Genomic DNA, 12,973 nt, shown 5'->3' with positions numbered 1-12,973 from the left:
CTTGATCGGAGAATCCTAAGTATTTGCGATGGAACCCTTCATTATCAGGTGCCACTCAGCCAATGAATGAATTTCCAAGCTTTGCATCAGGCTGTCATCAGTGGCACATGGAGAGGGAGATTCACCGTGCATTCATCATCGATCCACCGCAACACCGGGAACATCATTCAGCCGCCAGTCCCGGCAAACACGAACGCTGCAACGGATCTACAGCAAAAAATCGAACAACCCAAACAACGCTCCTCGCACTCACTGAGCAGTGTCGGCAAGCGAGCGCTGAAGAACGTCAGCAAACTGTTCCAGAAATCCAAGGCACCGCAGCAGAAAGCGGCCACGCCTCCCACCGTAAAAAACGTCAAGCCTACACAGCCCACTTCAAATTCGAAGACAGCCAAAGACAAAGCGCCTGTATCTCAGTTATCGAGCAATAGTCTTGATGACCTGGACGATACGCGCCAGCCAGTGACGCGTGCGGGGCATAGCGGCGCCAGCACTTCCGGCACCAAAGCCCAAGACCCGGACGAGCCGGCGACGCTCCAGAGTTCTCGGCAATCGATGATGACGCGCAGCAACGGAGGCCGTTTCGAGCTGAAAGACGAAAAACTGGTTCGCAACTCAGAGCCACAAGGCAGCATTCAACTGGACGCCAAGGGAAAGCCTGACTTCTCCACGTTCAATACTCCCGGCCTGGCCCCATTGCTGGATTCCATTCTCGCCACCCCCATGCAAACCTACCTGGCCCATCAAAGCAAAGACGGCGTGCACGGCCATCAGTTGCTACAGGCCAACGGGCACCTGCTGCACCTGGCGCAGGACGACAGTTCGCTAGCCTTGATCCGCAGCAGCAAAGAAGCACTGCATATAGAAGGAAAGAAACCGCCAGCGGTGAAACTGGAGCGTGAAGACGGCAACATTCACATCGACACCGCCAGCGGACGCAAGACTCAAGAGTTGCCCGGCAAGGCGCACATCGCTCACATCACCGGCGTGCTTCTCAGGCACGACGGCGAGCGTATGCGTGTGCATGAAGACCGGCTCTATCAGTTCGACCCGCTCAGTGCTCGCTGGAAAGCGCCTGAAGGCACGGAGGACATTGCTTTCAATAGTCTGGCCACAGGCGGCAACGGCTCGGTCTATGCGAAAAGCGACGATGTGGTAGTCGACCTCACGAGCCCTTTCATGCCGCACATCGAAGTCAAGGATCTGCAGTCATTTTCGGTGGCACCGGACAACAGAGCGGCATTGCTCAGCGGCAAGGAGACTCAGGCGATCCTGCTCACAGACATGAGCCCGGTGATTGGCGATCTGACCGAGAAGAAAACAAAAGCGCTCGAACTCGACGGCGGCAAGGCGCAAGCGGCTGCGGTCGGCCTGAGCGACAACAAGCTGTTCATAGCAGACACCCAAGGCAGACTTTACAGCGCGGACCGTAGTGCATTTGAAAGCAATGATCCGCAATTGAAGCTGACGCCCGATCAGGCAAACTTTCAACTGGCAGGCCTGCCGCTGGGTGGCCACGACAGCGTCACCGGATTCATCAACGGGGATGACGGCCGTGTGCATGCATTGATCAAAAACCGCCAGGGCGAGATTCACTCCCACGCACTCAATGAGCAGGATTCAAAACTGGAAAGCGGCTGGAACCTGACCAATGCTCTGGTACTGAGCAACAATCGCGGGCTGACCATGCCCCCGGCGCCCACCGCCGCTGACCGGCTCAACCTTGATCGTGCGGGTCTGGTTGGCCTGAGCGAAGGACGCATTCAGCGCTGGGATGCGACGCCCGAATGCTGGAAAGACGCCGGTATAAAAGATATTGACCGCCTGCAACGCGGCGCCGACAGTAACGCCTATGTGCTCAAGGGCGGCAAACTGCACGCGCTCAAGGTGACTCCTGAACACCCCAACATGGCCTTTGACCACAACACAGCGCTGGCCCAGACCGCGCGCTCGACAACAGTCGAGATGGGCAAGGAAATCGAAGGCCTCGACGACCGGGTGATCACAGCCTTTGCAATGGTCAGCAACAAAAGCTTCGTCGCCCTTGATGACCAGAACAAGCTGACCGCCCACAGCAAGGATCACAAACCCGTCACTCTCGATATCCCCGGCCTGGAAGGCGATATCAAGAGCCTTGCTCTGGATGAAAAACAGAACCTTCATGCGCTCACCAGTACCGGCGGGCTTTATTGCCTGCCCAAGGAAGCTTGGCAATCGACAAAGCTGGGGGATCAGATGCGCGCCCGCTGGACGCCGGTTGCCCTACCTGGGGGTCAGCCGGTCAAGGCACTTTTCGCCAATGACGACAACGTGCTCAGCGCCCAGGTCGAAGACGCCGAGGGCCAGGGTCTGATGCGGCTCAGTGCAGGCAAATGGCAAGCTTTCGAGCAGCGCCCGGTAGAAGAAAACGGTTTGAATGATGTGCACTCGCGAATCACGGGATCGAACAAGACCTGGCGAATTCCAAAAACCGGGCTGACGCTCAGAATGGACATCAATGCATTCGGGCGCAGCGGTGTGGAGAAATCCAAAAAAGCCAGCACCCGCGAATTCATGCGCGCCAACGTCTACAAAAACACCGCAGAAGTGCCCCGCTGGATGAAGAACGTTGGCAACAGTATTCAACATCGCCACCACGGTCGTCTGGGTCTGAATGAGGTTTATGAAACCGAGTCCATGCTGTTCAAGCAGTTGGAGCTGATCAATGAGTCCGGCGGCAGGCCGCCAGCCCCGGGCAAGGATTTGAAAGCGCGCATTGCCGCACTGGAATCAAAACTGGGGCCTCAAGGCGCTACGTTGGTCAAGGAACTGGAAACCCTGCGCGAAGAGCTGGAAAATCACAGCTATACGGCGCTGATGTCTATCGGCCAAAGCTATGGCAAGGTGAAAAACCTCAGGCAACAAGATGGCATTCTTAACCAGCACGGTGAGTTGGCCAAGCCGTCGGTGCGCACCCAGTTCGGCAAGAAACTTGCTGAGCTGGGCACAAAGCTCAACTTCAAAAGCTCTGGACATGACCTGGTCAAGGAGCTTCAGGACGCCTTGACTCAAGTTGCTCCGTCTGCTGAAAACCCCACCAAAAAGTTACTCGGCACGCTGAAGTATCAAGGGCTGAAACTCAGCCACCAGAAAGCCGATGTACCCTTGGGGCAGCGCCGCGATGCCAGTGAGGAGCATGGCCTGAGTAAAGCGCGTCTGGCGCTGGATCTGGTCACGCTGAAAAGCCTCGGCGCGCTGCTCGACGAGGTCGAACAGCTACCGCCGCAAGCCGACATAGATCCGTTACAAAACAAACTGGCGACGCTGCGTGATGTGACTTACGGCGAAAACCCGGTCAAGGTAGTTACAGACATGGGCTTTACCGATAACAAAGCGCTGGAAAGCGGTTATGAAGCGGTCAAGACATTCCTCAAGTCATTCAAAAAAGCTGATCATGCGGTGAGCGTCAACATGCGCGCAGCCACAGGCAGCAAGGACCAGGCGGAACTGGCCGGGAAATTCAAAAGCATGCTCAAGCAACTGGAGCATGGCGACGATGAAATCGGGCTGCAACGCAGTTACGGACTGAACCTTACCACCCCGTTCATCATTCTTGCCGACAAGGCCACAGGAATATGGCCAACGGCAGGTACCACCGGCAACCGTAACTACATACTCAATGCCGAGCGTTGCGAGGGCGGCGTTACCCTGTACCTGATCAGCGAAGGTGCGGGAAACGTAAGCGGTGGCTTCGGTGCCGGCAAAGACTACTGGCCGGGCTTTTTTGACGAAAACCATCCTGCTCGTAGTGTCGACGTCGGTAACAACCGCACATTGCCCCCCAACTTTCGCCTGGGCGTGGACGTGACAGCCACCGTCGCTGCCAGCCAACGTGCCGGCGTGGTCTTCAATGTTCCGGATGAAGACATCGACGCATTCGTCGACGACCTGTTTGAAGGCAAGCTGAATCCATTGCAGGTGCTTAAAAAAGCAGTAGACCATGAGACCTACCAGGCTCGGCGATTCAACTTCGACCTTACGACGGGCGGAACTGCCGATCTACGCTCTGGGATAAACCTGACCGAAGACAGAGACCCGGATGCCGATCCCAATAGCAATTCGTTCTCTGCGGTGGTACGCGGCGGATTCGCGGCGAACATCACCGTTAACCTGATGACCTACACCGATTACTCGTTGACCCAGAAAAACGACAAGACCGAGTTGCGCGAAGGCGGCAAGAACCGCCCGCGTTTTCTCAACAACGCAACGCTTGGCGGGCAGCTTCGCGGGCAGATCGGCTGCACCCACACGGCCCCCACGGGCACACCGGCCTCCGCCCCGGGACCGACGCCCACGTCACAGTCAGCCGCCAACAATCTGGGAGTAGCGGTCAATTTCAGCGTAGAGAACAGGACTGTCAAACGGGTCAAGTTTCGCTATAACGTCGCCAAGCCGATAACCACCGAAGGTTTGGGCAAGCTGTCTAAAAGCCTCGGCGAGGCATTCAAGGACAGCACGACCAAAGCAAAACTGGCCGAACTGGCCTACCCGCTGAATGCGCGTTACGCAGGCAAGAAACCGGATGAGGTTATTCAGGCGCACCTCGACGGCCTTGAAGAACTGTTTGCCGACACTCAATGGCAGAACGACAAGCAGTACAAAGCGCTTCGTGGTCTGAAACGCGGGGCGGTCGAGCATCGGGCATCAGTCAATAAGCACAGCGTGATGGATAACGCACGTTTTGAGACCAGCAAAACCAACCTCTCCGGCCTGAGCAGTGAAAGCATACTCACCAAAATCATGGGCTCAGTGCGTGAAGCGAGCGCCCCCGGCAATGCGGCCAGGGTTGCCGAGTTCATGCGCCAGGACCCGAAACTCCGCGCCATGCTCAAGGACATGGAGGGCAGCATAGGGACACTGGCGCGCGTACGGCTGGAACCGAAGGACTCGCTGGTCGATAAAATCGACGAAGGTAGCCTGGACGGCACCATGACCCAAAGCGACCTCTCCGCCCTTCTGGGAGACCGCAACCAGATGCGCATCAAGCGCCTGGTGGTATTCCACACCGCGACTCAGGCTGAAAACTTCACCTCACCCACCCCCTTGGTCAGCTATAACAGCGGAGCGAATATGAGCGTCACTAAAACGCTGGGGCGCATCAACTTCATTTATGGCGCAGACCAGGACAAACCGATTGGTTACACCTTTGACGGCGAGTTGTCGCGGCCATCGGCGTCGCTCAAGGAAGCGGCGAGCAAGTTGAAGCAAGAAGGGTTTGAACTGAAAAGCTGAAAACGCAAACAGTGAAAAAAGCGCCGCTTTTACGCGGCGCTTTTTTATTCAAGCCTGTAGAAATGCGCGAGCCTCACGAGCCTGGGAAATGAAGCCGCGAGTCACGTCGCAGAACGCCGGCTCATCGAGCGATGCCAGTTCACGCTGGGCGCATAGACGTACATCGCCCTGATCGACAGCAAACCAGCAACCGTGCAAACGGGCGACGTCGAAGTTCAGGCTCAACAGGCGCTGTAGATCAGTGGAACGCTCCGGACAACGGCCTACTCGGCAATGAAAGACGACCATTTCGCTGTGCTCGGGCAATTCGATGACCGCCGCTTCGTTGTTCTGGCCGTCGTAAAGGGCGCATACGCCATTCTGCAAGGCCAGTGATGTACCGAGTTGGACGCCCAGAGCGTTGATGAAGCGGGCAAAATCGGGTGTCGGGTTTCTCATCGTTATAGTCCTTTAAAGTTAAAGCAGTCTGAATCAGCCGGACAGCAGACAGGTACGGACTGTGCCCGGCGTTGGAATCAACGCGGAGCGAGCAAGCCTTCTTCGAGCGCCCGCAACTGCTCGTCGTCAAACGGAACGGAGGGTGCCGGCCGCTGCACTGTGGGGCTGGATGGCGGCGTTGGGGCCGTGTTCCGGAGCTCGTCGACGGACCGCGAGCTTCAGGCGGTTTTGCTGGCGTAAGCGCAGCGCGTGCTGACGACACGCCGTTCAGCGCACCGTCTGCCAACACTCGAACCGTGTCCACGGCGATCTGGGTTGGCAGCTGCAACGCGCCTCGGCCCATGTGATAAGCGCTTTCCATAGCCCTTGGAATACCGCTCAACGTGCTCGGCTGGAGGGTATGTGGCAGCGATGCCCTGTTCGGGTAGCGGATGTTGTTCAAGGCTGTTTCGGTACGATCCAGCATCGGCGTTGCGCCTCCCATCCCCGCATCCTTCAACGCCTTGGCTTCGGCGGTGACAGACTGGTTGGCGTAAAGCGTGGACAGATAGGAAATCGAGCCCGTTGCGGCCAGAGCCATATTGCGCAGGATATTCCCCACACTGAGCGTACCCCGCGCGCCTTCCGGCTGGGCTGTCACGGGCGGCAGTGCCGAGGTCAGCGCCGAGCTCTGAATACCCGATATTGCCTTGCTGTAGAACGTGGTACGTACCGAGGCTTCGCGCAGGTCCATACCTTTGGCCAGGTCCTTTTTCAGCTCTGTCTCGGCTCGGTCTGGCGTGACTACCGGAATTTTGCGCTCTGCGGGATCGACATACGTCGACTTCAACTGCAAAAGCGTTTGCGAACTGGCAGACACCGCCCCGCCAAAGCCGGATGCCAAGGCTCTTGCACTCAGCGTCTGACCATTGATCTGGTGTAAATCGTTGAGCATCTGGCGCACGGCCTGTGAACCACCAAAGGCACTGTAAGCCATCAGTTCACCCACCGGATGGGTGGACGAACCCTGGACCTTCTTCTGGTTCAGCACCGCGCGTTCGCCCTTGACGAAAGCCTTGTCCTGAGCGATTTCCTCGGGCGTTTTTCTGATCAGCTCACCGTGCTCGCTTTTCAGTTCGAAGGGGTCAGGAATCACCGAATTGGTATCGATAGCCTTGAGTGGCACCATGTTCAAGCGCTCGTTCAGGCCAGTCTTCTGCAAGGCAGCCTGAAACACCAGTTTCACTACGCTGTTGACTGTCTCGTGGGCAATGCCTTATCGCCGCCTTGAGCATGCTGGCGTCGCTGCTGGTCTCAGGCACCTCCTCTCGCAGCTTGTCACTGGTAGACAAACGCACATAACCCAGGTGCGTCATTGACGACATGAACTGCGGAACCGCAGCCGCAACAATCGGCCCGGCACCTTTCCAGCCGCCAACCGAGTTGCGGGCAGTGACAAGATCACTGACGACGGTGTCCAGTTGTGTATGTGCGGCGACCGAAGCAAGGCGTTTGGCCTCTGGCGACTTGACGAAATCGGCGTGCAGGCCGACCAGAGTGGTTTTCGCATCAACCAGCGCCTGTCTGTTAGCGTGCAAAGCGTCCTTGGCGCCCTCTTCGGCACTTTGCAGGCTCACATCCAGTGCAGCGATGTGATCATCCAGCGACACGATGCCTTTGCTCAGCCCTTCGCCGATTGCCTTGCTCGCACGACCGGCGTACTCGCCAATGGCTGTCTGACTGACGGCAAGAGTCGCCCGATCCTCGTTGGCATGCGGGCCTGTCCTGGTGGGCGTAGCGTCATGCATCAACTGAAAGTGCTCCAGTTGATCGGCGACCGATTGCGCGAAGCCCTTGATCAGTTGACCGACTTCGGCTTTGTCGGGGGCCTGACCCGGCTGGGTAAACTTGTCCAGCAGTTGTTGCAAGTCCGAACCATGAAACTGCTTCAGTTGATAGCGCTCAGGGGAGAGACACTCGGCCATGACTTCAAAAGGCAGCTTTTCAGCTTGCAGCAAGCTGCCAATCAATAACGCGGCACGCGAGCTGATCATCGGCGCGCCGCTGACCGGAGCCGTCGCAGGCTCAGCCTTGAAGGCCTGCAAAAGCTGCGTGTGTCGCGCCGCAACATTCAGCCGCGCGGCACCGGTAGCCGAGCTTTCTGCTGCGTGCGGCCTTGCCTGATGGGAGTCAGCGGCGGATTCATGCCTGGCGTCACTGCATTCGGGTGAGCGGTCTGGGCGGAAATAGCATCGTGCTGCTGGTTTATCCGGGCCAGCTCGATGCCGCCCGATCCACCGATTCGCGGAGTGTTCATTGAAACCTCCCTGAGGCCGACAGGCTCTCGCGTTTGGCTGCCGTGGCAACAGGCTGCTCAACCGGGGCACCTGCTGTTTTGACCCGCCCGATGAACCCATGCTCGCGCCACTCGTTCGCCAAATCAGCGAACGACTTCATCAACAGCAGCACGCCTTCGGCAGAGGCTCGCTCCAGGCTCACGGAACCCATAAGCAATACCCGACTGGTCTGAGCATTCCAGGAGAAAACCGGGCTATGGGCACCCGAGAACATATGAAAATTAATGTCCATCAACGCCAGCAATGCAGCGTCACGATTGCGTGTCGGCAACGCTCCCATGTCGCCGTAAATCAAAACAGCACGGCCCTCATCGCGATCCTGATACTGAAGTGTGAAGTCCACTTCGCTGATTTTGAAATTGGCAGACTCGTAAAAACGTTCAGGCGTGGAAATAAGGCTGAGCGCGCAGATTTCATTTATCAGGGTGTGGTACGAGTCATTATTGTTCATTTCACGGCCTCTGAGTGCGATATGAGACCACACCGTTTCTCTGTCGGTGTGTTCCGCACTGAGTCGAATGTAAAGGCGTTTTGGTTCCGTGTGCTCGTCAAGCGCACCAGGGATGGCGTATTGAAAACATCGCCATCAATAGCGGCGAAACGGGAACCGCTCACCTCGCTTTGCCACTCACTTCGAGCGACATCTGGCGAATTCCTCGTCGACCTATAGAACTGACAGGGACACGGCGACCGACGCTGGTAAATCCGGAAGACGACGCTGGTTCATATGTCCACCCCATCGAGGTAAAACATCATGAGCATCGGTATCACCCCCACACCCTACCAACCCACGTCAGCCGCGCTGGACTTCTCGGCGCTGAGTGAAAAAAGCCCGCAGACAAACACATTCCACGATGAGAACGCCCCACAGGCCGTAGACGCTGGTGCCATGCTGTTCAACAGCGCCGCACCGAAAAACGTCAGTTTCGGGCAACCTGACAACAGCGTGCAGAGCCCGCAGGATGCCAACAACACAGCAAACCCCGAGTCCAACCTCATCAAGCTGTTCAGTGCATTGATTGTTTCACTGCTGCAGATGCTCATGAACCTTAATAAAAAACAGGACACAGATCAGGACTCGAGCGAGTGGCAGGACCCTTTTCAGAACAATGGCGGGCTCGGTACGCCTTCAACCGATAGCGGGGACAGCGGTGACGGCAGTACGCTAGCCGCAACGGGCGATGGCGGTGGCGATACGCCGACTGCAACAGGCGGTGACGGCGGCGATAGCCCTGCACCCACTGCAACAGGTGGCAACACGCCTTCTGTCGAAGGCAGCAGCGAGAACGATGGTGGCGTAACACCGCAAATCACACCGCAACTGGCCAACCCCAACCATACCTCAGGCACGGGTCCGGTTTCGGATACAGCGGGCGCCAACGACCAGGCAGGCAAGGTCATTGTGGTGAAAGACACCATCAAAGTCGCTGCCAACACAGTCTATGACGCACACGGCGCAACCTTCACCGCCGACAAGTCGATGGGTAACGGAGACCAGAGCGAAAACCAGAAGCCTTTGTTCGAACTGGCAGAAGGCGCCACCTTGAAAAACGCTAACCTGGGTGAGAACGAAGTGGATGGCATACACGTGAAAGCCAAGGACGCCCAGCAAGTCACCATCGATAACGTGCACGCCGAAAACGTCGGGGAGGACATGATCACCGTCAAGGGCGAGGGAGGCGCAAAGGTGACCAATCTGCAAATCAAAAACAGCAGTGCTGAAAACGCAGACGATAAGGTTGTCCAACTTAACGCGAACACTCATTTGAACATCACTGGTTTCGAAGCCAACAATTTCGGAACGCTGGTTCGCACCAATGGTGAAAAGCAGTTTGATGACATGAATATCAAGCTGGACGGTGTAGACGCTAATCACGGCAAGTTCGCACTGGTAAAAAGCGACAGCGAAGACCTGCAGCTGGAGACCAGCAACATCGCCATGACCGATGTCAAACATGCCTATGATAAAACCAAGGCCTCGACCCAACACACAGAGCTTTGAATCCCAACCGGACAGCTGGAAAAAAGGGGTGGCCTCACTCGTTGAGCCCACCCCTTTTTACCGTCTAATTGCAACTTACAGTTTGCTTACGACCGCCCAGGCTGAAACGGTGTTTCACTTGGAGAAGCCGCAATACCACCCTCTTCGATATCCGCTTCACGAGCGGGACGATGACGCAGGTTATTGACCGTGTTGCGCAAGCTGGCACCGGTATTGACGAGCGCTTCCCCGCCTTTGTCTTTGACGGTTTTCGCCAGTTTTACGGTCTGGTCGGCGACATAATCTGTCGTACTGGACGCAGTCGACTTCACCGTGTCCTGTATGAACGACTCGGCTTTTTTAACCGCAGGGTCAGTCTCCAGTGCAGCGGTGGTCCAGCCTGCGAAAACGCCTGCCGAACCCGCCAGGTTGGTCAACTGACTGACCGCAGCACTGGTCGCCGGATGGGTAATGTTTTTCGTCGCCATCTCCTGCAACTTGCCTACCCCTGCGAAACCGCCCGCCAAGGCAACACCGTTTTGTACCAGACCGGTTGCCGAGACCAGACTTCTCACCGCCTTGAGCCCGTCAGTCGCGATGTCCAGTGGCAGGCCGGCCATCCGCTTGCCAGCGTTAAGCGCCGCACCTGAGTAGCTGGCCGACTTGATCGCGTTGTAAGCATCGAGCCAGTCGGTTTCTTCATTCAGGTCAGCCTTGGGCTCTTTATCCTTCAGGCCGAGCACGAATGCACCACCACGCAGGTGATCGCGCGACTGCACACTGAGCATGCGGTTGCCAAAGCCTGCGTTGGCAGCCAGACCACCCGCCGCCGACACGCTGATGTCAACAGCACTCTGGACTGCTGGTCTGGACGCCAGTGCCGGCGCCAATACCGTGCGTACTGCGTTGCGCGCCGAGTACGTTTGCACCGCAATCCCCATGTCCACAACCTGCCTGCCAAGCCCTGGCGAGTGGCGTTTCACGGAAGTAGCCATCGCATCATGGAGCCTGTCCGGCGAGGTGCTCAGATAATGCAGATCACCCGTCGCGCGATCATCATCTTGGTGCCCACCTGGTCCATCGCTCCCGACAGCGCCCCGGAAATAAACGGGGTTAGCGGCTTGAGTGGAGCAGGTAGCCAATCGCCCTTGTTAATCGCCGGTTGCATGTACTGAAGCACCGAAGCCGCGGCAAATGGCGTGGCCCGTAACGCGCTTGATGCCGTAGTCGCCAATCGGTCGAACTTTTCCGCCTTGGCAAATGTTTCTCCGATGCTTGCACGGGTTTCGCCCTGCTCGCTCAAACGCCTGGCGCGCGCATCGATCAGCGCATCGATCTGCTCGTTATGAGCATGAATGGCAGCGTGGTCCTCCAATGAGTCGGTCAACGGCAATTTGTGTGCAGCGAACACATGATCCTTCAGGTAATCAGTAATCGCATGCAGATTGTCCTGCGCACCGGAGCTGACGGACCGCACAGAACTGGAAGCAAGAGGCGCGTCAGACGCGATTCGAAAGCTCTCCATCTCAATACCGGGCGGTTGTGGGGCGGATCGGTTGATGTGCATGGAAATTCCCTCTCGGTCTACGGAGTTTGAACAGCAAAACGCTGAGGCGGGCTTGTCCGGAACGAGTAGTTGCGCGAAAGCAATGCAGCGAAGTGTCGATCAAACAACGCCAGAAACAGCGAAACGTCCGGCTACCCGCCAATTGAACAGGATCGACAAAGGCTGTGTGGTCCCGGATGCGTTGACGGTTCCAGTGCATGACCTGTGCATGCCGAACTCAAAGGCTCCAGCCGAAACAGCACAGCAAACCGTGTTGAAGATTACGCACCTGGAAATTAAGCGGGCTTTAAGGCAAGCGGCGTAAGTTCGCGGCATAGCGTGTTCAATGAACATGCACAGCCTTTTTCCAACCCAGCAAGGGAGTGCCGTAATGACGGGTCTTTTCGAAAAAAAATGGCGGTGCATCAGCAGAACAGTGACCTATGTTGGCTGGTCGCTGTTCTGGCTTCTGCTCTGGGACCTGGCTGTGACGATGGATGTCATGCTGATCGAAGGCAAGGGCATCGATTTCCCGCTGATGCCTCTCACGCTGCTTTGCTCGGCATTGATCGTGCTGATCAGCTTTCGCAACACAAGTGCCTACAACCGCTGGTGGGAAGCGCGTACGTTGTGGGGCGCGATGGTCAATAGCTCACGCAGCTATGGCCGCCAGGTGATTACACTGATTGAAGGTAATACCGATGATCGCAACAACCCGGTGAAAGAAGTGCTGTTTCATCGCCACGTGGCCTACCTGCGGGCACTGCGGGCCCATCTCAAAGGCGATGTCGGCACCGCAAAACTCGACGGACTGTTGTCGGACGCCGAAATTCGTCGGGCCTCTGATAGCAATAACTTTCCCAATGACATTCTGAACGGCTCGGCAGCCATCATCTCCGAAGAGTTTGCAGCGGGACGCATCGACAGCATTCGTCTGGCACGACTGGAGTCGACCATGGTCGAACTGTCCAACTGCCAGGGCGGCATGGAACGCATCGCCAACACACCTCTGCCCTACCCGTACGTCTATTTTCCGAAGCTGTTCAGCACCTTGTTCTGCGTCATCATGCCACTGAGCATGGTAACCACCCTGGGCTGGTTCACCCCGGCGATATCCACAGTAGTCGGCTGCCTCCTACTAGCAATGGACCGTATCGGCACCGACCTGCAAGCGCCCTTCGGCAGCAGTCAGCACCAGATTCGCATGGAAGACTTGTGCAACACCATCGAAAAAAACCTGCGTTCGATGTTTAGTGCGCCGGAAAAGCAGCTGCTGTGGACAGGCTCGCAAAGCGAGGACGGTGATGCTTGGAAAGCGCATCGGCTGGCCGTTTGAGGGGCGGATATAAGCGCTAGCGGCCAACCCTGCAAATTTTCACAGCCTGAACCGCCCCGGGTTTC

The 12,973-nt window shown here is 57.1% G+C and carries 5 protein-coding genes and 2 pseudogenes; 3 read left to right on the top strand and 4 right to left on the bottom strand.

What is annotated here, in order from left to right:
- The first annotated feature begins 126 nt into the window (after window positions 1-126).
- Window positions 127-5,271, top strand: a complete 5,145-nt coding sequence (locus tag ALO64_RS01190) for an AvrE-family type 3 secretion system effector (protein ID WP_044345089.1) — start codon at window positions 127-129, stop codon at window positions 5,269-5,271.
- 48 nt (window positions 5,272-5,319) lie between these two features.
- Here the strand turns inward: ALO64_RS01190 and ALO64_RS01185 are convergent, their stop codons facing one another.
- The 3 genes and pseudogenes from ALO64_RS01185 to ALO64_RS01175 all read right to left on the bottom strand — a co-directional run bounded on the left by ALO64_RS01185 (window position 5,320) and on the right by ALO64_RS01175 (window position 8,496).
- Window positions 5,320-5,709: a type III secretion system chaperone gene (locus ALO64_RS01185; protein ID WP_002552395.1), complete on the bottom strand. Its 390-nt coding sequence runs from the start codon at window positions 5,707-5,709 to the stop codon at window positions 5,320-5,322.
- Window positions 5,710-5,923: 214 nt separating this feature from the next.
- Window positions 5,924-8,005, bottom strand: a pseudogene (locus ALO64_RS01180) (restriction endonuclease); the annotation flags it as partial.
- The gene (locus tag ALO64_RS01175; protein ID WP_002552394.1) at window positions 8,002-8,496 is read right to left on the bottom strand and encodes a CesT family type III secretion system chaperone; all 495 of its coding nucleotides are present in this window, start codon (window positions 8,494-8,496) and stop codon (window positions 8,002-8,004) included. The pseudogene ALO64_RS01180 and the gene ALO64_RS01175, both read right to left, overlap by 4 nt.
- A 303-nt stretch (window positions 8,497-8,799) precedes the next feature.
- Here ALO64_RS01175 and ALO64_RS01170 point away from each other — a divergent pair, with 303 nt between their 5' ends.
- Window positions 8,800-10,047 carry a pectate lyase gene (locus tag ALO64_RS01170; RefSeq protein ID WP_002552393.1) on the top strand — a complete coding sequence of 416 codons (1,248 nt, stop codon included), beginning with the start codon at window positions 8,800-8,802 and terminating at the stop codon, window positions 10,045-10,047.
- 86 nt (window positions 10,048-10,133) lie between these two features.
- On the opposite strand, the pseudogene ALO64_RS01165 reads toward ALO64_RS01170, so the two are convergent.
- Window positions 10,134-11,503 (bottom strand): annotated as a pseudogene (locus ALO64_RS01165) (type III effector).
- Between the two features lie 460 nt (window positions 11,504-11,963).
- Here ALO64_RS01165 and ALO64_RS01160 point away from each other — a divergent pair.
- Window positions 11,964-12,908, top strand: coding sequence for a bestrophin family protein (locus tag ALO64_RS01160; protein WP_005735165.1), 945 nt, complete (start codon window positions 11,964-11,966; stop codon window positions 12,906-12,908).
- The last annotated feature ends 65 nt before the right edge of the window (window positions 12,909-12,973 follow it).

This window comes from Pseudomonas meliae (assembly GCF_001400515.1).
Classification (GTDB): domain Bacteria; phylum Pseudomonadota; class Gammaproteobacteria; order Pseudomonadales; family Pseudomonadaceae; genus Aquipseudomonas; species Aquipseudomonas amygdali.
The sequence above is the reverse complement of the archived record's forward strand: the minus strand, read 5'-3'. Positions and strand labels throughout refer to the sequence as shown.